This is a genomic window from Allobosea sp. 05T439 (assembly GCF_056396005.1).
This window is the reverse complement of record NZ_JBFTKP010000012.1, coordinates 37,024-57,684: the sequence shown is the minus strand read 5'-3', so window position 1 is coordinate 57,684 and position 20,661 is coordinate 37,024. Positions and strand designations below refer to the sequence as shown.

Genomic DNA, 20,661 nt, shown 5'->3' with positions numbered 1-20,661 from the left:
TGGCAAGGCCTAGCATGAAGGCCGTGGAAGCGCGACAGGAGCCGCTCTGGGACAGGCGTAGCCGTTCAGCCGGGAGGGCCGAAATAGAGATCGCCTGCGTCAACCAGATGTCGCGCGCCTGCGACATCGAGCTCGAGCCGACCCGAAGCATCGAGGCCAAGGAAGCGACCGCTCAGCGGCCCCTCCGCCAGGCGCAGGGTGATGGTCTCGCCGAGGAATGCTGCACGTTCGAGCCAGGCCGCCCGGGCCGGGCCAAAGCCGCCCGGCAATGACCAGGCATTGAAGCGGGCAACCCAGGCGTCGCTGAGCGCGGCCAGCAGAGCCTCGATACTCGCAGCCTGGTCTTCGGCCTTCAGGAAGGTCGCGGGATAAGGGGTATCGTCCGGTCGGCTGGCGACATTGACGCCCATGCCGATGGTGACCGCAAAGCGCCCTGCCCGGCTCTCGCCTTCGAGCAGCAGCCCCGCCGTCTTGGCGCGGTCGATCAGCAGGTCGTTGGGCCATTTCAAAACAAGGCGCGGAGCAGAGAGGCCGGTCACCCTGGCTGCGGCGTCATGCAAGGCGAGGCCGGCAACAAACCCGAGCTGCGGCGCCAGCGCAGGTTCGCAGGGCTGCACGAGCAAGAGGCTGGCGTAGAGATTTCCGGGCGGTGAGCCCCAGTTGCGGCCATGACGGCCACGCCCGGCGCTTTGGCTGCGAGCCACGATCCAGAGTAAGCCAGGGTCGCCCTGGTCGGAGGCGCGACGCGCCTCTTCCATGGTCGAGCCTACCGCGTCCCGCACGATCAGCCGGTAGCCGGCGGCGCGTGCCGCCTCGCCGAGCACGCCGCCCGCCCCCTTAGAACAGCGACTTGGCGGCAGCAGCAGCCGAGTCGAACAGCGGGGCCGGCACGAACGAGAGCATCAGCACGAACAGAGTCGAGACCAGCAGCACGCCGCGCACGCCGATGTCCCCCTTCTCGAAGGCCGGCTTCGCCTCGTCGAAATACATCACCTTGATGACGCGCAGGTAGTAGTAGGCGCCGACCACGCTGGTCACCACGCCGATCACGGCAAGTGCGTAGAGCTTGGCATCGATCGCGGCATAGAAAACGTAGAACTTCGCCCAGAAACCGGCCAGCGGCGGAATGCCGGCGAGCGAGAACATCATCATCGCCAGCGCGAAAGCCATCCAGGGATTGGTACGCGAGAGCCCGGCAAGCTCGGAGATGTCTTCGACCGGCTTGCCGTTGCGGCGCATCAGCAGAACGCAGGCAAAAGCGGCAAGCGTCGTGGCGAGATAGATCGCCATATAGGTCATCACGCCCTGGACGCCCGCTGCCGTTCCTGTCGCAAGGCCAACCAGCGCATAGCCCATATTGGCGATCGAGGAATAGGCGAGCAGGCGCTTGATGTTGCGCTGGCCGATGGCAGCGAAGGCGCCGAGCGCCATCGAGGCGATCGACATGAAGATAATGATCTGCTGCCACTCATGCAGCGCGCCCGGGAACGCCCCGACGAAGATGCGAACCATCATCGCCATCGCAGCCATCTTGGGCGCAGTCGCGAAGAAGGCGGCGACCGGCGTCGGCGCACCCTCATAGACGTCCGGTGTCCACATGTGGAAGGGCACGGCCGAGATCTTGAAGGCAAGGCCGGCGGCGACGAAGACGATGCCGAAGATCAGCCCGAGGCTGATATGCTCGCCGTGGACGGCCTGGGCGATGCCGGAATAGGTCACGGTGCCGGTGAAGCCATAGACCAGCGAGCTGCCATAGAGCAGCATGCCCGAGGACAGCGCGCCGAGGACAAAGTACTTCAGGCCCGCTTCGGTCGACCTGGTATTGTCGCGGTCGAAGGCGGCGACGACATAGAGCGCAAGGCTCTGCAGCTCGAGACCGATATAAAGGCCGATCAGGTCGCTGGCCGAGATCATCATCATCATGCCGATCGTGGCGAGCACGACCAGCACGGGGAACTCGAAACGCATCGAGCCGTCGCGGCGCATGAAATCGCCTGCGAGCACGATCGCCGCGCCGGCACCGATCAGGGTCAGTGCCTTCATGAAGCGCGCGAAACCGTCAGCGACGAAGCCGCCGTTGAAGGTCACCGCCTTGCCGGTGCCCGAGAGCACCATCACGAGCGCTAGCGCGAGCAAGGCAAGTCCGAAGGCTTCGAGCGTACGGGTCGCGCCCTCGCCGCGGATGGCGCCGTAGAGCACCATGGCGATCGCGCCGATGGCGAGGGTGATTTCCGGCAGAGCTGGGCCGAGGGCGGGCAAGGTCATTGCTGCCAAACCTTACTGTACGACCAGCATCGCCGTTTTCGCGGCGGTGAGTGCGGCCTGATAATTCTTGATGAGGGCTTCGGTCGGCGCAGCAAAGGCGTCGAGGATGGTACCCGGCGCAATGCCGTACCAGATCGTCAGCAGCATCAGCGGAGCGAGGATGACGACCTCGCGGGTGTTGAGATCGGTGATGCTCTTGAGCTCGGGCTTCACCAGTTCGCCGAACACGACGCGGCGATAGAGCCAGAGCGCATAGCCGGCCGAGAGGATGACGCCGAAAGCTGCAAAGAACGCGACCCAGGGATTGGCCTTGAAGGCCCCCAAGATGGTCAGGAACTCACCGACKAAGCCGGCCGTGCCGGGCAGCCCGACATTGGCCATGGTGAAGACCATGAAGGCGACGGCGTAACGCGGCATCCGGTTGACCAGCCCGCCATAGGCGGCGATCTCGCGGGTATGCATGCGATCATAGATCACGCCGACGCAAAGGAAGAGTGCGCCGGAGACCAGCCCGTGGCTGACCATCTGGAACATCGCACCCTGAATGCCCTGCGGCGTCAGGGTGAAGAGGCCCATGGTGACGAAACCCATATGGGCGACGGACGAGTAGGCGATCAGCTTCTTGATGTCCTCCTGCATCAGCGCCACCAGCGAGGTGTAGATGATGGCGATGACGGAKAGCGCGAAGACCAGCGGMGCAAACATCGCTGAGGCTTCTGGGAACATCGGGATCGAGAAACGGATGAAGCCGTAGCCGCCCATCTTCAGCAGGATCGCCGCCAGGATGACGGAGCCCGCGGTCGGTGCTTCCACGTGGGCGTCAGGCAGCCAAGTATGGACCGGCCACATCGGCATCTTCACGGCGAAGGATGCGAAGAAGGCGAGCCAGAGCCAGGGCTGCATCGAGACCGGGAACTTATGCGCAAGCAGCGTCGGGATGTCGGTGGTACCGGCATTCCAGTACATCGCCATCAGCGCGAGCAGCATCAGCACCGAGCCGAGCAGCGTGTAGAGGAAGAACTTGTAGGACGCGTAGACGCGGCGCTTGCCGCCCCAGATGCCGATGATCAGGAACATCGGGATCAGGCCGGCTTCGAAGAAGACGTAGAACAGCACGAGGTCGAGCGCGACGAAGACACCGATCATCAGCGTCTCGAGGATCAGGAACGCGACCATGTATTCGCGAACCCGCTTCTCGACCGACGTCCAGGACGCGAGGATGCAGAACGGCATCAGGAAGGCGGTCAGCACCACGAACGGGAATGAGAAACCGTCGACGCCGAGCTTGAACCTGATCGCATCCGAGACCCAGCCATGGGTCTCCACCAGCTGGAAGGCCGGATTGGCCGAGTCGAACCGGCCCCAGGCGACGCAAGCCAGGAAGAAGGTCGCGATCGTCGTCGCCAACGCGACATAGCGAGCGTTGGAGCTGACCGAAGCCTCGTCGCCGCGCTGCGCCAGGATGAAGGCGGCGCCAACCAGCGGCAGGAGGAGTAGACCGGTGAGGATACCGAAACCGAACATCATCTCACCCGCGAGTCAGCAAATACCAGGTCACCAGGCCCGCGACGCCGATCAGCATGGCGAAGGCATAGTGATAGACAAAACCGGTCTGCAGCCGGACGACGCGGTTCGTGACATCGACCACCCGAGCCGAGACGCCATCGGGGCCGAAACCGTCGATGATGAAGCCGTCGCCCTTCTTCCAGAGGAAGCGGCCGAGCCATTTCGCCGGGCGAACGAACAGGAAGTCGTAGATCTCGTCGAAATACCACTTGTTGAGCAGGAAGCGGTACAGGACAGGGTTCGCCTTCGCGAGCTTGCCTGGCACGTCCGGGCGCAGCACGTAGCAGTAGAGCGCGCCGACGAAGCCGAGCACCATCGCTATAAAGGGCGAGGCCACGACCCAGCCGGGAACCTCGTGCATCGCATGCAGGATGTGGTTGTCCTTGCCGGTGAACAGCGAGGCCTTCCAGAAATGCTCGTAGTCGTGGCCGATGAAGGCTTCCTTGAAGACGAAGCCCGCGGCAACGGCACCGAGCGCGAGCACCGCAAGCGGCACGAGCATGCTGAGCGGGCTCTCATGCGGCTGGTGCGCGTGATMGCCGTGACCGTCATGGCCATGTCCGACATGGGCATGGTCATCGTGACCATGCGCGTGCGCGGCATGAGCGTGATCGTCATGACCATGCGCGTCATGGCCGTGGTCGGCCCAGCGTGGACGCCCCTCGAAGGTCATGAAATACAGGCGCCAGGAGTAGAACGAGGTGAAGCAGGCAGCCACGACCAGCAGCACGAAGGCGTAGTCGGTGGCGAAGCCATGCTTGGCCGCAAAGGCGCTCTCGATGATCGCGTCCTTCGAGAAGAAGCCCGCGAAGCCGAACATGGTGCCGGGAATGCCGAAACCGGTCAGCGCCAGCGTGCCGATCGTCATCGCGGCCGCGGTGAAGGGAATGTATTTCCGCAGCCCACCCATGCGGCGCATGTCCTGCTCATGGTGCATCGCGTGGATGACCGAGCCGGCCCCGAGGAACAGCAGCGCCTTGAAGAAGGCGTGGGTGAAGAGGTGGAAGATACCGGCGGAATACGCTCCGACGCCCAGCGCGACAAACATGTAGCCGAGCTGCGAGCAGGTCGAATAGGCGATCACGCGCTTGATGTCGTTCTGCACCAGACCGACGGTCGCCGCGAAAAAGGCGGTGGTTGCGCCGATGACGACGACGACGGTCATTGCGACCGGCGCATATTCGAAGATCGGCGACAGGCGCGCCACCATGAAGACGCCGGCGGTGACCATGGTCGCGGCATGAATCAGTGCCGAGACCGGAGTCGGGCCTTCCATGGCGTCAGGCAGCCAGGTGTGGAGCAGGAACTGCGCCGACTTGCCCATCGCGCCCATGAACAGCAGCAGGCAGGTCAGGGTCAGCGCGTTCCACTCATAGCCGAGGAACCGGAAKGTCTGGCCGGTCAGTTCGCCCGCCTTCGGGAAGATGCTGTCGAAGGTGACCGAGCCGAACAGCACGAAGACCAGGGCGAGGCCGAGGAGGAAACCGAAATCGCCGACGCGGTTGACGACGAAAGCCTTGATCGCAGCCGCGTTCGCCGAGGGCTTCTGGTACCAGAAGCCGATCAGCAGATAGGAGGCGAGACCGACGCCTTCCCAACCGAAGAACATCTGGACCAGGTTGTCCGCCGTCACCAGCATCAGCATGGCGAAGGTGAAGAGCGAGAGATAGGCGAAGAAGCGCGGCCGGTGCGGATCCTCGTGCATGTAGCCGATCGAGTAGAGGTGCACGAGCGAGGAGACGGTGTTGACGACGACCAGCATGACCGCTGTCAGCGTGTCGACGCGGAAAGCCCAGTCGACGCGCAGATCGGCGGATGCGAGCCAGGTCGCCACCTGGATGCGCGTGGTGCCCGCGCCGAAGCCGACATTGAAGAAGGCGATCCAGGACAGGACGGCCGAGACCATCAGCAGCGAGGTGGTGACGATCTCCGAGGCGCGTGATCCGATCAGCCGGCCGAAGAGGCCGGCGATCAGGAAGCCGAGGAGCGGGAGGAAGACGATCGCGTGATACATGGCAGCTAGCAGGGCGCGCAGGCGCGCTCAGCCTTTCATCATGTTGATGTCTTCCACCGMGATCGTGCCGCGATTTCGGAAGTAGACGACAAGAATGGCGAGGCCGATCGCGGCTTCCGCCGCCGCGACAGTCAACACCAGGAGCGCAAAGACCTGGCCGACGAGATCGTTCATGAACGACGAGAAGGCCACGAAGTTGATGTTGACCGCGAGCAGGATGAGCTCGATCGACATCAGGATGACGATGACGTTCTTGCGGTTGATGAAGATACCGAGCACGCCAAGCGTGAACAGGATCGCGCCGACCGCGAGATAATGTCCCAGGCCGATCATCAGACGGTCTCCTCAGGCAGGCCGGCGCGCGAGGGCACCTTGCGCACTTCCATCGCGGTTTCCTTGGTGCGGGCGTTCTGGGCGACGACATTCTGGCGCTTGACGCCGGGACGGTCGCGCAGCGTCAGGACGATCGCGCCGATCATGGCKACGAGCAGCACCAGACCGGCCGCCTGGAAGTAATAGACATACTGGGTGTAAAGCACCTGGCCGAGCGCCTCGGTGTTGCTGATATTGGCCGGGATCGCGGCGACGGGCGTGCTGACGATCTTCGGATCGATCACCCAGGCGCCAACCACCAGCAGCAGTTCGACCAGGAAGATCAGCCCGACCAGCGCCCCGACCGGCAGGTAGTTCAGGAAGCCCTGGCGGAACTCGGCGAAGTCGACGTCGAGCATCATCACCACGAAGAGGAAGAGCACCGCGACCGCGCCGACATAGACGACGACCAGCAGCATCGCGAGGAACTCGGCCCCGAGCAGCAGGAACAGGCCAGCCGCATTGACGAAGGCCAGGATCAGGAACAGCACCGAATGAACGGGGTTGCGCGACGACACCACCATGAACGCCGAAGCGACGGTGATGCCAGAGAACAGATAGAAGAATGCCGCTGCGGCGTTCATCTCGGTCAGCCCTTCCGCCCTTGCGGGCGGCCCTCGTTTCAAGCGTGCCCGAGCGAGTCAGGCACAGTTTTGAGCGTCTATAGAGAGGCCCGCCGGACGCGACAACCGCGCGACGCTCCCCATCCCTCGTCATCCCTGCCCGCTGCCCCGGATGCCCGGAGCCGCGGAGGTCTTCACCGCCTCAGCGATACGGCGCATCCATCGCGATGTTGCGCGCGATCTCGCGCTCCCAGCGATCACCGTTCGCCAGCAGTTTTGCCTTGTCGTAGAACAGTTCTTCGCGGGTTTCGGTCGCGAATTCGAAGTTCGGCCCCTCGACGATGGCGTCCACCGGGCAGGCTTCCTGACAGAAGCCGCAATAGATGCACTTCGTCATGTCGATGTCGTAGCGCGTGGTGCGACGCGTGCCGTCATTGCGTCGCGGACCGGCCTCGATCGTGATGGCCTGGGCCGGGCAGATCGCCTCGCAGAGCTTGCAGGCAATGCAGCGCTCCTCGCCATTGGGATAACGGCGCAACGCATGCTCGCCGCGGAAGCGCGGCGAAAGCACGCCCTTCTCGAAGGGATAGTTGAGCGTCGCCTTCGGCTTGAAGAAATAGCGCATCGACAGGAAGAACGCCGAAACGAACTCCTTGAGAAGCAGCCCTTTGGCGGCTTGCGCGAGTGACATCGCTCTCATCCTCTTCACAAACTCAACCGAACAGCAGACGGCCGAGCAGGTAACCCAGAATGGGGAAGAACCCCATGGTGCCGATCAGAAAGACGATCCTGAACAGCCTGATGCGCCGTTCGTAATCGTCCTTCTCCTCGCGTGTCGTCGAGGTGTCCGTCCGGCGCAGCGCGCGCTCGACGAGATCTCCGACGACCTTGTAGTCCACCCACCCCAGGACCAGACCGACGGCAGCGCCGATCAGCCCCGCAGCGGATAATTCCATCAGCGCACCGGCCCCCAGCCAGTGATCTGCAGCACTGCCGCCACGACCACCACCGAGACCAGGGAGATCGGCAGGAACACCTTCCAACCGAGGCGCATCAGCTGGTCATAGCGGTAGCGCGGCACGAAGGCCTTCACCATGGCKAACATGAAGAACACCAGGCAGATTTTGAGCGCGAACCAGAACACGCCGGGCAGCCAGGTGAAGGGCGCGATCGGGAACGGCGGCAGCCACCCCCCGAGGAACAGGATCGTGGTCAGCGAGCACATGGTCATGATCGCCACGTATTCGCCGAGCATGAACAGCAGATACGGCGTCGAGGAGTACTCGACCATGAAGCCGGCGACGAGCTCGGACTCCGCTTCCGGCAGATCGAAGGGCGGCCGGTTCGTCTCGGCCAGGGCCGAGATGAAGAAGACCACGAACATCGGGAACAGCGGCAGGAAGAACCAGCGCAGCATGCCCCAGCTCGTGTTCTGCGCCTCCACGATGGCTGACAGGTTCAGCGAGCCGACGCAGAGCAGGACGGTGATGATGACGAAGCCGATCGAGACTTCGTAGGAGACCATCTGGGCCGCTGAGCGCAGGGCGCCGAGGAACGGGTATTTCGAGTTCGAGGCCCAGCCGCCCATGATCACGCCATAGACGCCGAGCGACGAGATCGCGAAGATGTAGAGGATGCCGACATTGATGTCGGCGATCGCCCAGCCATCCGCGACCGGGATGACCGCCCAGGCCGCGAGCGAGAGCACGCAGGAGACCAGCGGGGCGAGCAGGAAGACGCCCTTGTTGGAGCTCGACGGGACGATCGGCTCCTTGAAGACGAATTTCAGCAGGTCGGCGAAACTCTGGAACAGGCCGAACGGCCCGACCACGTTCGGGCCGCGCCGAAGCTGCACCGCCGCCCAGATCTTGCGGTCCGCCAGCAGGATGAAGGCGATGAAGACGAGCAGGCAAACCAGCAGCAGCAGGCTCTTGCCGAGAATGATCGCGAGATCGAGGACGATATCCCAGTTCATCTGGCCTTACTCCGCCGCCTGCCGCATCCGGCCGGAGGCCAGCGCCGAGCATTCCGCCATCACGGCCGAGGCACGCGCGATAGGGTTGGTCTGGTAGAAATCAGCGACCGGCGAGGCGAAGCCAGCCTTGTCGGTCTTGCCGCCAAGTCCCGCAAGGGCGCCAAGCGAAGAGGCGTCAGCCGCCGGAAGCGTATCGAGCCCGGCGAAATGGGGATGGGCAGCGTAGAGTGCCTGGCGCAGCGCCGCGAGCGAGTCGAAGGGCAAGGTCTTGCCGAGCACACCGGAGAGCGCCCGCAGGATCGCCCAATCCTCGCGGGCATCGCCCGGCGGGAAAGTGGCACGATCGGTCATCTGCACCCTGCCCTCGGTGTTGGCATAGGTGCCGGACTTCTCGGTATAGGTGGCGCCCGGGAGGATGACATCAGCGCGATGCGCGCCACGGTCGCCATGGGTACCCTGATAGATCACGAAAGCCCCGGCCGGGACTTCGACCTCGTCGGCGCCGAGCAGGAACAGCACATCGAGTGCGCCGGGCGAAACCATGCCGGCGACATCGAGTGCACCCTCGCCCGGCACGAAGCCGAGATCGAGCGCACCGACGCGGGCGGCTGCGGTGTGCAGCACGCCGAAGCCGTTCCAGCCGTCCTTGACCGCGCCCAGCACCTGTGCCGCCTTGGCGGCGAGCGAGAGGATCGCGTCGCCGTCCGCGCGGGCGAGAGCGCCCTGCCCGACCAGAACCATCGGCTTGTCGCCGGCAGCCGGAGCGCGCTTGACGAGATCGGCGAGGGTCTCGGGACCAGCGCCGAGATAGTCATGGGCGTAGGTCAGATCGGCCTGTTCGCCGATCAGCGAGACCTTGAAGTCACCGCGCAGCCAGCGCTTGCGGATGCGGGCGTTGAGGATCGGCGCTTCCCTGCGCGGATTGGCGCCGATGATCAGCAGCGAGGTTGCATCCTCGATCCCGGCGATGCCGGCATTGAGGAGGTAGCTGGCGCGACCATGCTTGGGATGCAGCTTCGTCCCATCCTGGCGGCTGTCGATATTGCCGACGCCAAGCGCGACCATCAGGCTCTTCAGCGCGAAAACCTCCTCGACCGCGGCAAGGTCGCCGACGATCGCGCCAACGCGCTCAGGCCCGGTCGCGTTCAGCCGGTCCGCGATCAGCGCAAAGGCCTCATTCCAGCTTGCAGGCTTCAGCGCGCCGTTCTGCCGGATATAGGGCCGGTCGAGACGCTGCGTGCGCAGGCCGTCGACGACATGGCGGGTCTTGTCGGAAATCCACTCCTCGTTCACCGCCTCGTTGACGCGCGGCAGGATGCGCATCACCTCGCGGCCGCGGGAATCGACCCGGATGGCCGAGCCGACCGCATCCATCACGTCGACGGATTCGGTCTTGGTCAGCTCCCAGGGTCGGGCCTTGTTCTGGTAGGGCCGCGAGGTCAGCGCGCCGACCGGGCAAAGATCGACGATGTTGCCCTGGAGTTCCGAACCCATCGCCTGTTCGAGATAGGTCGTGATCTCCATGTCCTCGCCGCGGCCAATGGCGCCGAGATCGGTGCCGCCGGCGACTTCGGTGGTAAAGCGGACACAGCGCGTGCAGTGGATGCAGCGCGTCATCGTCGTCTTCACCAACGGGCCGATATACTTGTCCTCGACCGCACGCTTGTTCTCGGCATAGCGGGAATTGTCCACGCCATAGGCCATCGCCTGGTCCTGCAGGTCGCATTCGCCGCCCTGGTCGCAGATCGGGCAGTCGAGCGGGTGGTTGATGAGCAGGAACTCCATCACCCCTTCGCGCGCCTTCTTGACCATCGGCGACTTGGTCGAGACGACCGGCGGCTCGCCATTCGGGCCGGGGCGCAGGTCGCGCACGCCGATGGCGCAGGAGGCCTGGGGCTTCGGCGGCCCGCCCTTCACCTCGACGAGGCACATGCGGCAATTGCCGGCGATCGAGAGGCGCTCATGGAAGCAGAAGCGCGGCACCTCGGCGCCGGCAGCCTCGCAGGCCTGGAGCACGGTGTAATCGGCCGGGACGTCGACCTCGATGCCGTCGATGACGAGTTTGGTCATGGTCTTACTCCGCCGCCATCAGCCGCGCCGGCTCGGAATGCGGATTGGCGGCATAATCGTCGATGCGCTTTTCGATCTCGTGACGGAAATGCGCGATCAGCCCCTGGATCGGCCAGGCCGCGGCATCGCCGAGCGCGCAGATCGTGTGGCCTTCGACCTGCTTGGTGACGTCCAGCAGCATGTCGATCTCGCGTTTCTGCGCCCTGCCCTCGGCCATGCGGTTGAGCACGCGCCACATCCAGCCCGTGCCCTCGCGGCACGGCGTGCACTGGCCGCAGCTCTCATGCTTGTAGAAATAGCTGATGCGGGCAATGGCGCGGACGATATCGGTCGACTTGTCCATGACGATCACCGCGGCGGTGCCAAGGCCCGAGCGCAGCTTCGAGAGCGAATCGAAATCCATCGGCGTGTCGATGATCTGCTCGGCGGGCACCATGCGCACGGAAGAGCCGCCGGGGATGACAGCGAGCAGATTGTCCCAGCCGCCGCGGATGCCGCCGCAATGGCGGTCGATCAGCTCGCGGAACGGGATGCCCATCACCTCTTCGACGTTGCAGGGCTTGTTCACATGGCCCGAGACGCAGAACAGCTTGGTGCCGACATTGTTTGGATTGCCGAGCGAGGAGAACCAGCTCGCGCCGCGGCGCAGGATGGTCGGCGCCACCGCAATCGACTCGACGTTGTTGACGGTGGTCGGGCAGCCATAGAGGCCGACATTGGCCGGGAATGGCGGCTTCAGCCGCGGCATGCCCTTCTTGCCTTCGAGACTCTCCAGCAGCGCCGTCTCTTCGCCGCAGATATAGGCGCCGGCGCCGTGATGCACATAGAGATCAAATGGATAGCCGTGCTTGTTGTTCTTGCCGATGAGGTTTGCCGCATAGGCCTCGTCGACGGCGCGCTGCAACGCCTCGCGCTCACGGACATACTCACCGCGAATATAGATGTAGGCCGCATGCGCGCCCATCGCGAAGGAAGCGATCAGGCAGCCTTCGACCAGCGTATGCGGGTCGTTGCGCATGATCTCGCGGTCCTTGCAGGTGCCGGGCTCCGATTCGTCGGCATTGACGACGAGGTAATGCGGACGCCCGTCGTTCTGCTTCGGCATGAACGACCACTTGAGTCCGGTCGGGAAGCCGGCGCCGCCGCGCCCGCGCAGGCCCGAGCGCTTCATCTCGTCGATGATCCAGTCGCGCCCCTGCTCGAGCAGGAACTTGGTGCCGTCCCAGGCGCCACGCGCCATGGCGCCCTTCAGCGACAGGTCGTGCCGGCCGTAGAGGTTCGTAAAGATGCGGTCGCGATCTGCGAGCATGTCTCGCCTCACTCTTTCGGCTTGTCGCTGGGCTTGGCAGCGCGCGTACGGCGCGCCGGCGCATCGGCCGGCTTCGCAGATTCAGCAACGGCGTCCTTGTCGACCTTGCMGCCGGCTGCCGGTGTGTCCTGCGCGGAGCCCGCAGGCTGGGCCGGGGAAGAAGGCTTCGGACGGGCGGGAGCCGCCGTCTCGGTAGCAAGCTTGGTCGCAACCGCTGCCGGCGTCGCCTCAGCCGCCTTGGCCGCTGCCTCCGCCGCAGCCGTGGCAGCTGCAGCCTCGGCCGCTGCCTTGCGCTGTTCGGTGACGCGAGCCTGCCAGTTGCCGGCCCCGATCACGGAGCCGTCATAAAGGCCCGGATCCTTCAGCGTTTCGCCACCGCCGACCGGTTCCGAGCAGGAGCGGTCGATCTGCGGGCCGGGCTTCGTCGGCCGATCATGTCGCAGATCGTCGAGGAGCGCGCGGAAATTCTCGGGCGTCAGGTCTTCGTAATAGTCGAAATTGACCTGCGCCATCGGGGCGTTGCAGCAGGCGCCGAGGCATTCGACCTCGAGCCAGGACAGCTTGCCATCGGCAGATACGGTCGATTGCGGGCCGATGACGTCCTCGCAGACCTTCTTCAGCGCCTCGGCTCCGCGCAGCGCGCAAGGGGTCGTGCCGCAGAGCTGGATGAAATGGGCTCCGACCGGCTGCAGATTGAACATGGTGTAGAAGGTCGCGATCTCCAGCACGCGCATCGGTGCCATCGCGAGCTTCTTCGCCACGGCCTCGATCGCGGCGCGCGGAACCCAGCCGTGATGCTGTTCCTGGGCCTTCCACAACAGCGGAATCACGGCGGAAGCCTGCCGGCCTTCCGGATATTTGGCGATCTGCTGATCAGCCCAGTTCTCGTTCGCCGCAGTGAAGGCGAAGGACGCGGGTTGAACGTGATCGGGCGCGAGACGACGGACGGACATTAGCGGTCCACCTCACCAAAAACGATGTCGAGAGAGCCGAGGATTGCGGAGACGTCCGCCAGCATGTGCTTGCGGCACATGAAATCCATGGCCTGGAGATGGGCGAAGCCCGGAGCCTTGATCTTGCAGCGATAGGGCTTGTTGGTTCCGTCGGAGACGAGATAGACGCCGAACTCGCCCTTTGGCGCTTCGACGGCGGCATAGACCTCGCCTTCGGGGACCTTGTAGCCCTCGGTGTAGAGCTTGAAATGATGGATGAGCGCTTCCATCGAGCGCTTCATCTCGCCGCGCTTCGGCGGCACCATCTTGCCGTCCAGCGAGGAGACCGGGCCGCCACCATCGGCAGCCAGCAGCTTCTCGCAGCACTGCTTCATGATGCGCACGGATTGGCGCATCTCTTCCATGCGGATGCAGTAGCGGTCGTAGCAGTCGCCGTTCTTGCCGATGGGGATGTCGAATTCCATCTCCTCATAGCATTCGTAAGGCTGGCTCTTGCGCAGGTCCCAGGCGGCGCCGGAGCCGCGCACCATCACGCCCGAGAAGCCCCATTTCCAGCAGGTGTCGAGATCGACGACGCCGATATCGACATTGCGCTGCTTGAAGATGCGATTGTCGGTGAGCAGTCCTTCGAGGTCGTCGCAGACCTTGAGGAAGGGGTCGCACCATTCGGCGATATCGTGGATCAGCGAGGGCGGCAGGTCCTGGTGAACGCCGCCCGGCCGGACATAGGCCGCATGCATGCGCGCGCCACAGGCCCGCTCATAGAAGATCATCAGCTTCTCGCGTTCCTCGAAGCCCCAGAGCGGCGGCGTCAGCGCACCGACGTCCATCGCCTGCGTGGTGACGTTGAGGATATGCGAGAGGATGCGGCCGATCTCGGAATAGAGCACGCGGATGAGCTGGCCGCGCCGCGGCACGGTCACCCCCATCAGCTTCTCGACCGCGAGCGAATAGGCATGCTCCTGGTTCATCGGCGCGACATAGTAGAGCCGGTCGAAATAGGGCAGCGCCTGCAGATAGGTCTTGGCTTCGATCAGCTTCTCGGTGCCGCGATGCAGCAAGCCGATATGCGGATCGACGCGCTCGACGATCTCACCGTCGAGCTCCAACACGAGGCGCAGCACGCCGTGTGCCGCCGGGTGCTGCGGCCCGAAATTGATCGAGAAATTGCGGATGTTGTGCTCGGTCATTCTCAGCCCGCCTGTTTCGCGGCGAATTCGGCGACGACCTGCGCGCCGGTCTTGCGCGGCCGCTCTCCTGCAAAGGCATAGAGCGCTGGCTTCTCGTCGATGAAGATTTCTTCGGTGAAGGCAAAGGGCGAAAGGTCGTCGAAGCTCTGCAAGGAGACGGCGACATGCCCCTCTCCGCCGCGCAGCCGCCAGAACAGGCTGGAGCCGCAGGTCCTGCAGAACACGCGCTCGCCCCAGTCGGACGACGGATACACGCTGAGCGACGCGTCATCGTCTACCGTGACCCCGGTGCATGGCACGGCCATGAAGGTGCCGCCGCTCCATTTCCGGCACATGCCGCAATGGCAGACATCCATTTCCAGCTTCTCCGGCACGGCCGCAAAGCGGACCGCACCGCAGAGACAGCCTCCGGACAGGGATTTGTCGGCAGCAGCCATCGCGTTCAGGCTCCCTTCGCCTTCTCGTCACCTGGCAGCACGTAATCCGTGCCTTCCCAGGGACTCAAAAAGTCGAAATTCCTGAATTCCTGGCTGAGCTTCACGGGTTCGTAGACGACCCGCTTCTGCTCGTCGTCATAGCGAACCTCGACGAAGCCGGTCAGCGGGAAGTCCTTGCGCAGCGGATAGCCCTCGAACCCGTAATCGGTGAGGATTCGACGCAGATCCGGGTGCCCCGAGAACAGGATTCCATAGAAGTCATAGGCCTCGCGCTCGTACCAGTTCGCGGCCGGGAAGACATCGATGATCGACGGAACCGGGATCGCCTCGTCGGTCTGCACCTTGACGCGGATACGCCGGTTATGGCGCGGCGACAGCAGATGATAGACGACGTCGAAGCGCTTCTCGCGTGCGGGATAATCGGCGCCGGCGATATCGGTGAAGTTCACGAAGCGAAAGCGCGGATCGTCGCGAAGCGTCGCCATGACCTGGACGATCGACGCAGCCTCGGCCTCGACCGTCAGCTCATCGAAGGCGACGACAGCGTTCACGACCGCGCCGGGCAGCGCAGCCTTGATCTCTTCACCGAGTGTCACGAGCTCTTCGCTCATCTCAACCTCAACCTTTTCGCCGCTCGCATCGTCACGACCGGAGCAATCCCCGCCAGGGTGCGGGGGCGTTAGCGTTCGATCGTGCCGGTACGCCGAATCTTCTTCTGCAGTAGCAGCACGCCATAGAGCAGCGCTTCCGCAGTCGGGGGGCAGCCGGGCACATAGATGTCGATCGGCACGATGCGGTCGCAGCCGCGCACCACCGAGTAGCTATAGTGGTAATAGCCGCCGCCATTGGCGCAGGAGCCCATCGAGATGACGTAGCGCGGCTCGGGCATCTGGTCATAGACCTTGCGCAGCGCCGGAGCCATCTTGTTGGTCAGCGTTCCGGCAACGATCATCACGTCGGACTGGCGCGGGGACGCGCGTGGCGCGAAGCCGAAGMGCTCGACGTCATAGCGCGGCATCGACAGCTGCATCATCTCGACGGCGCAACAGGCGAGGCCGAAGGTCATCCACATCAGCGATCCGGTACGCGACCAGTTGATCAGGTCGTCGGTCGCCGTGACGAGGAAACCCTTGTCCGCGAGTTCGTTGTTGATCTCGACGAAGAAGGGATCGCGCGCACCCACCGGCTTCCCGTCCGGGCCGAGCAGCCCCCGGGGCGCGGGCGCGACGAGCGGATCGCCGCGGTCGATCGCTGTGATTGCCATGAAACTACCCTTGTGAACCCGTTACCGTCAGATCAACACCGAGGCGGCGCCTCGCGAGCCGGCGGTTAGTCCCACTCCAACGCGCCCTTGCGCCATTCGTAGACGAATCCGACGGTCAGGACGCCCAAAAAGATCATCATTGACCAAAAACCATACCAGCCGAGATCGCCGAACGCGACCGCCCAGGGAAACAGGAAGGCGACCTCGAGATCGAAGATGATGAACAGGATCGAGACCAGATAGAAGCGGACATCGAACTTCATGCGCGCGTCATCGAACGCGTTGAAACCGCACTCATAGGCGGAGAGCTTTTCAGCGTCCGGTTTTGAATACGCGACGGCGAACGGTGCGATCAGCAGCGCAAGACCGATGACCATGGAAACGCCGATGAAGATGGCCAGCGGCAGGTAGTCGCTCAGCAAGGACGGTACAGGTAATGCTTGCATGGACAACCTCGCTTCGCGGGCCCAGACCCGCGGCACACGCATCGGCAGTCGATTAGCCCCTACTCTAGAATCACGCAAGGGTTCGCCGCGTCGCACAACCGCGCCACGGCAATGAACCAGACGCATTGCACGCAATTTTTACCGCAAAACCGATAGCTCGCACCAAGTAGCAGGCGCACGCCGCGACAAGATGGTTACGAATCGGCTTTATTGCGGGAATCAGCCGCCCCAGGAGCGAGACGCATGGTCCGACCACTCCACCGTATCGCGGCGCTCGCGACTCTGGCCGGGAGCTTGCTCGCCCCCGCCGGCGCAACACATGCCGAGAGTATCGATCTCGCCCGCGCGACCTGCGCCGAGTTCAGCGCCATGATCAGCAACGACCAGAGTCAGCTCGTGCTGTGGCTCGCCGGCTATTATGCCGGCGGTGCGCAGCGTCCGTTGCTCGACGTCGAGAAGGTCACCGCGGCGCCTGCCGAACTTCTCTCGCTCTGCGCAAAGACGCCGCAGCTTCCGCTCCTCGGCGCCGAGACACGCGCCGTCTTCCTGCCAGCGCCCACCCCCTGAGATGCCTTTGCCTAAGCCCTTGCCTACAGGAAATATCGGATCGCCTCTGCCGCTCAGGTTCCCGTTGCCGCTGCTCGCGATCGTCTTCGCCTTGTCGGCATCTCACGCCGGCGCAGAGGACGGCCAGATGATGCTGGCGCCGCTCCCGCCCGGACGGCCCTTCGATCTGGACCTGCCGGCAAAGGCGGCGATGCCTGCCATCGTGGTCCCTCCCCCGGCCGCCCCGGTTCTTACTCCCGTGCCAGTCGCCGAGCAGGCCGATTCTCCGCCGGCCCCGAATTCGCCTGCCGTCACGGAGCCCGATGAAGATGAAGGCCCGGAATGGCCGAAGCTGACACCCGGCCAGAAGGCCGGAGCGGAGCCGGCCTTCGATCCGGACGAAAAACCGGACCGGCCGGGCATCTCGACTGACCCCGGCACCTCGACCGCCTGCCTGCCGCAATTGCTCAAATCGATTCTCGGCAAGATTGCCGACAAGTACGGAGCCGTGAAGGTGACCTCGACCTGGCGGCCGCCCTGGCGCGCCCGGCGCGGCTCCTATCATAAGCGCTGTGAGGCCATGGATTTCCGCGTACCCGGCGTGCGGCCGCGCGTCGTGCTCGACTATGCCCGCTCGCTGCCGGAGGTCGGCGGCCACAAGGTCTATTGGAACGGACTTATCCACATCGACACCGGACCACGCCGGCCCTGGTGAGACTGGTGAGGCCTTATCCTGGCTTCCCCCGCTCTCAAGGCTTGAAGGCGCGGCGATGAAGCCTTAAACCGCAACTCGGAGGGGCGGTTAGCTCAGTTGGTAGAGCATCTCGTTTACACCGAGAGGGTCGGCGGTTCGAGCCCGTCACCGCCCACCAGCGCCCAGCACCATGAATTCAGGCCAGTTCCCGCCCTGCTTCCGGCAGAGCGCGCGGCCGGTGTGCTCATCTAGCCCCATTCCGTCCGCGATTGCCGCCCCCAGGAATTCGTTCAGGCTGTCGCGGCAACGGGTGTCGATCCTGCCCATAGCCCTGTTCTGCACGCTCGATCGGCTGGGTGGTTGATTGCACCGTACATGCGACGGCCCTTTGACCCTTTTGCAAGGCACCGGCCGTGAAGTGTCGTCATCCTGTGCGCGCGGATAACGCCGCAGAGGTCGCCGAGCCGTTCACAGGGACGCCGTTCTCGTGACGTGCACGATGATCCAGGGAGCCACCCACAGCAGCAGCAAGACGAGGATCAACAGCCACGCTCGCTGCCATCCGCACAATCCGACCAGTCCAGGGCCGGGGAGATGAGAGCTGCTGGCGCCTCCCCTGGACCGTGCCCCGTCGTTTCGCTCAGCTGTTCGAGCAGTTTTCCGATCGTGTCGCCCCGCACCGATMATCGCCGGGAGATCTGACGGATCGCGCCATCGAGACAGCCCAGTATGTGAGCGTCGCGAGCCTCTGAACGGAGCAGCGCCGGGTGGTCGCCAGCCTGCTCCACAGGCTCACCCGGCGGCCAGCTGGTTACCATCCCGATCGGGTCGATCATCTGCGCTGCCCGCGGATCTGCGACGCCATGCGCCTCAAGCCGGAGGCAGAGTTCCGCTCGCAATTGTCGAATGCGCGTCGCGTCCGTCATCGTTTCGCCCCCGCCCGGGACTGTTGGTTAACCACAGGTAAGCATGAGCAGATTTCGGCCGGCAAGCGGATTCATGTGCGAACAAAAAGCCGGCAATGGAGCCGGCTCGCCGCTCCGCGATGCCATGAAGCCGCCCTCTCCAATGGGGGTGGCCGTTGCGAGCGTGTTCGAAAGTTGTCGGCCGAACCGGCCTGTTGATAACTCGGCTGAGGTGCTTCGGCTGAGGAGCCCGCCGAATCCATCTTTGGACCGGTCCCCGGCCCTTTTTAGGGGTTCTGGGCCTCTGCCCGGTTCGAGCTTTCACGGCGCGCGACGGATCATGCGAGCAGCCGAAAGTGCCGATGAAATCGAGTTTGAGGCGACTTGTGTCTCGTTTTGCACTGCAAAAGTCAGCGGCTTGCGCCTGCCGGCGCACCCGACGGTTTGGAATTTGGGGAAGATGAATTTTGCCGGCACCTCGCGCTTGACACCGCCGGCCCGGCACCCTAATCCCAACCTCGCTGAGGCCAAGACGCCTTAGCCGCCCAGCGCGGGCGTAGCTCAGTTGGTTAGAGTGCCGGCCTGTCACGCCGGAGGTCGCGGGTTCGAGCCCCGTCGCCCGCGCCATTTATCTCAAGCAGATAGATGAAAATTCGCATCCACCGTTACAAGCGGTTTTTGGATGATGTTGGGCCCCGGGATGACTGCTCCTCCCGCCTTTGCCTCTCATTGTTTTCGGTGTGGTCCAAGCACGGTTTCGAGCGCTCCGTCACGACCTGCTTGATGCGTCGAAGTGACCGCCGCAGGCGCTGCAGATTCGCCGTCAGCACGCGCCGTCGATTCTCGCTTCGAATCGGAAGACGCTCTCGCGCCTATGGCACTGGTCGCAGCCACAGGGTGTGAATCACGCCGTCGTCAGTCCAGCCGATTCCGCATTCCAGCACGCCGGGCGCGGCGAAGCGCGCCTCATAGACATCGACCCCACTCTGTCCGACGCCGTTGAAGCGCAGCGCCTCCAGAGCCCCCTTGGCCAGCAACGCAGCGCTCACCAGGGAGAACTGCTCCTCGACGGCCACAGCCAGCTCCGGGCTCATCTTCTCGACATAGCGATGTCCAGCCTGATGCTCCTCGATGACGCGGCGCAGTGTCGTCTCGCTGTCGGGATGCGGGAGGTTGGACTGGACCCTGCGGCCCAGCGCCTCTGCGATCCTCCGGGCCTCGTCCGCGCTAATGCGCTCGGCCATCGATTCGTGACCATCCTGATGGAGGACCAGGGCCTCGGCGCGCCCGCCAGGACCGGGAACAAAGCTGACCTGCGCTGCTGGAAACTTCAGAAAGAACTTCGTGGCGCTCTCGGCAAAGAGTTCCACGGGCATCTGCCCCGACGATTCCAGAAGAAGCGCATCGCCTCTACGGCTGATCGACAGGATCAGCCCGGAGGTGAGCCGGTAGTCCCCGACATAGCCGTCGAGCAGGGCCGGATCGATCGTGATAGCGGAGCGCGGCCGCGCTTGCTCATAGCGCCGCCAGGCGACTTCGTCGGTCTGCGTTTCACTCATCGTGGCCTCCTTCGCCAGCTTGATCAGTTCGTCGGTCGACAATGAGCCGCCGGTCGACAGCTTCGCCMGCGCCGCCCCGACCAGGGACAGCCCACGCTCGGTACGGCTGTGCTGCTCCCGCAGGGCGGCTTGCTGCAGCGTCAGGATGCGATCGAGATCGACCGCCTTGCCCTGCAGCAGCGCGGTGATGCGTGCCAGGCTGAGCCCGAGCTGCTTCAGCGCAAGGACTTCATGCAGGCGGGCGATCTCGTCGGCGCCGTAGAGCCGCCACCCCTTCTCGCTGCGGCGCGGCTTGATCAGGCCGCGCTTCTCGTAGAGGCGTAGCGCACGCGCCGTCAGGCCAATGCGCTCGGCGCATTCCTGGGCGGCCAGCAGGTTGTTTCTGTCGGATCGGTTGCTCATCTCTGCTCCTCGCCCCCGGCGTAAGCTATGACCCAGGGACCGGCTCAAGCGCCTTCTTCGGCGAACGGTGGTCGAGCGGAGCCCAGCGCAATCACGATAGCCATCCGGAAACGAGAAAGGCCGGCAGCGAT

At 64.3% G+C, this 20,661-nt stretch carries 20 protein-coding genes and 2 tRNA genes; 4 read left to right on the top strand and 18 right to left on the bottom strand.

Translation table 11 applies throughout. From position 1 onward, the window contains the following. Positions 1–65: 65 nt before the first annotated feature. From AC1DIO_RS15845 to AC1DIO_RS15765, 17 genes are all read right to left on the bottom strand, one after another. Complete coding sequence (locus AC1DIO_RS15845; protein ID WP_441505510.1) at positions 66–824, bottom strand: biotin--[acetyl-CoA-carboxylase] ligase; 759 nt, start codon at positions 822–824, stop codon at positions 66–68. A gap of 13 nt (positions 825–837) precedes the next feature. Continuing rightward, positions 838–2,265 carry an NADH-quinone oxidoreductase subunit NuoN gene (gene nuoN / locus AC1DIO_RS15840; RefSeq protein WP_441505509.1) on the bottom strand — a complete coding sequence of 476 codons (1,428 nt, stop codon included), beginning with the start codon at positions 2,263–2,265 and terminating at the stop codon, positions 838–840. 12 nt (positions 2,266–2,277) lie between these two features. Next, positions 2,278–3,789: an NADH-quinone oxidoreductase subunit M gene (locus tag AC1DIO_RS15835; protein ID WP_476853672.1), complete on the bottom strand. Its 1,512-nt coding sequence runs from the start codon at positions 3,787–3,789 to the stop codon at positions 2,278–2,280. A gap of 4 nt (positions 3,790–3,793) precedes the next feature. Next, positions 3,794–5,845 (bottom strand): NADH-quinone oxidoreductase subunit L, encoded by a 2,052-nt coding sequence (gene nuoL, locus AC1DIO_RS15830; protein ID WP_476853671.1) that lies wholly within the window; start codon positions 5,843–5,845, stop codon positions 3,794–3,796. 27 nt (positions 5,846–5,872) lie between these two features. Further along, entirely contained in the window at positions 5,873–6,181 is a 309-nt protein-coding gene (gene nuoK / locus AC1DIO_RS15825; RefSeq protein ID WP_476853707.1) for an NADH-quinone oxidoreductase subunit NuoK, read from the bottom strand. Beyond that, a complete protein-coding gene (locus tag AC1DIO_RS15820; RefSeq protein ID WP_113518452.1) occupies positions 6,178–6,801 on the bottom strand; it encodes an NADH-quinone oxidoreductase subunit J in 624 nt (207 codons plus the stop codon). The genes nuoK and AC1DIO_RS15820 overlap by 4 nt, the downstream gene beginning before the upstream one ends. Positions 6,802–6,982: 181 nt before the next feature. Then, positions 6,983–7,471: an NADH-quinone oxidoreductase subunit NuoI gene (gene nuoI / locus AC1DIO_RS15815; RefSeq protein ID WP_043236790.1), complete on the bottom strand. Its 489-nt coding sequence runs from the start codon at positions 7,469–7,471 to the stop codon at positions 6,983–6,985. Between the two features lie 22 nt (positions 7,472–7,493). Beyond that, a complete protein-coding gene (locus tag AC1DIO_RS15810; protein ID WP_441505506.1) occupies positions 7,494–7,736 on the bottom strand; it encodes a hypothetical protein in 243 nt (80 codons plus the stop codon). Then, positions 7,736–8,755, bottom strand: coding sequence for an NADH-quinone oxidoreductase subunit NuoH (nuoH, locus tag AC1DIO_RS15805; RefSeq protein WP_476853670.1), 1,020 nt, complete (start codon positions 8,753–8,755; stop codon positions 7,736–7,738). Before nuoH ends, AC1DIO_RS15810 begins: the two co-directional genes overlap by 1 nt. 6 nt (positions 8,756–8,761) lie before the next feature. Continuing rightward, entirely contained in the window at positions 8,762–10,825 is a 2,064-nt protein-coding gene (gene nuoG, locus AC1DIO_RS15800; protein WP_441505505.1) for an NADH-quinone oxidoreductase subunit NuoG, read from the bottom strand. 4 nt (positions 10,826–10,829) lie between these two features. Then, complete coding sequence (nuoF, locus tag AC1DIO_RS15795) at positions 10,830–12,134, bottom strand: NADH-quinone oxidoreductase subunit NuoF (RefSeq protein ID WP_113518448.1); 1,305 nt, start codon at positions 12,132–12,134, stop codon at positions 10,830–10,832. A gap of 8 nt (positions 12,135–12,142) precedes the next feature. Then, positions 12,143–13,087, bottom strand: coding sequence for an NADH-quinone oxidoreductase subunit NuoE (gene nuoE / locus AC1DIO_RS15790; protein WP_476853669.1), 945 nt, complete (start codon positions 13,085–13,087; stop codon positions 12,143–12,145). After that, positions 13,087–14,277, bottom strand: a complete 1,191-nt coding sequence (locus tag AC1DIO_RS15785) for an NADH-quinone oxidoreductase subunit D (protein WP_476853668.1) — start codon at positions 14,275–14,277, stop codon at positions 13,087–13,089. Before AC1DIO_RS15785 ends, nuoE begins: the two co-directional genes overlap by 1 nt. 2 nt (positions 14,278–14,279) lie before the next feature. Beyond that, complete coding sequence (locus AC1DIO_RS15780) at positions 14,280–14,714, bottom strand: GFA family protein (RefSeq protein ID WP_441491875.1); 435 nt, start codon at positions 14,712–14,714, stop codon at positions 14,280–14,282. Positions 14,715–14,719: 5 nt separating this feature from the next. Continuing rightward, positions 14,720–15,325 carry an NADH-quinone oxidoreductase subunit C gene (locus tag AC1DIO_RS15775; protein WP_441505503.1) on the bottom strand — a complete coding sequence of 202 codons (606 nt, stop codon included), beginning with the start codon at positions 15,323–15,325 and terminating at the stop codon, positions 14,720–14,722. Between the two features lie 68 nt (positions 15,326–15,393). Then, positions 15,394–15,978: a NuoB/complex I 20 kDa subunit family protein gene (locus tag AC1DIO_RS15770; RefSeq protein ID WP_476853667.1), complete on the bottom strand. Its 585-nt coding sequence runs from the start codon at positions 15,976–15,978 to the stop codon at positions 15,394–15,396. 65 nt (positions 15,979–16,043) lie between these two features. Next, entirely contained in the window at positions 16,044–16,424 is a 381-nt protein-coding gene (locus AC1DIO_RS15765) for an NADH-quinone oxidoreductase subunit A (protein WP_069882720.1), read from the bottom strand. Positions 16,425–16,667: 243 nt separating this feature from the next. Here AC1DIO_RS15765 and AC1DIO_RS15760 point away from each other — a divergent pair, with 243 nt between their 5' ends. The 4 genes from AC1DIO_RS15760 (at position 16,668) to AC1DIO_RS15745 (ending at position 19,196) form a co-directional block, all read left to right on the top strand. Next, entirely contained in the window at positions 16,668–16,991 is a 324-nt protein-coding gene (locus AC1DIO_RS15760) for an HdeA/HdeB family chaperone (protein ID WP_441505502.1), read from the top strand. Between the two features lie 64 nt (positions 16,992–17,055). Further along, positions 17,056–17,685 carry a YcbK family protein gene (locus AC1DIO_RS15755; protein ID WP_441505501.1) on the top strand — a complete coding sequence of 210 codons (630 nt, stop codon included), beginning with the start codon at positions 17,056–17,058 and terminating at the stop codon, positions 17,683–17,685. A gap of 81 nt (positions 17,686–17,766) precedes the next feature. After that, positions 17,767–17,842, top strand: a tRNA-Val gene (locus AC1DIO_RS15750). A 1,277-nt stretch (positions 17,843–19,119) separates the two neighbouring features. After that, positions 19,120–19,196 (top strand) — tRNA-Asp (locus AC1DIO_RS15745). A 245-nt stretch (positions 19,197–19,441) separates the two neighbouring features. On the opposite strand, the gene AC1DIO_RS15740 is transcribed toward AC1DIO_RS15745, so the two are convergent. Beyond that, entirely contained in the window at positions 19,442–20,530 is a 1,089-nt protein-coding gene (locus AC1DIO_RS15740) for a MerR family transcriptional regulator (RefSeq protein WP_476853666.1), read from the bottom strand. Between the last annotated feature and the right edge of the window lie 131 nt (positions 20,531–20,661).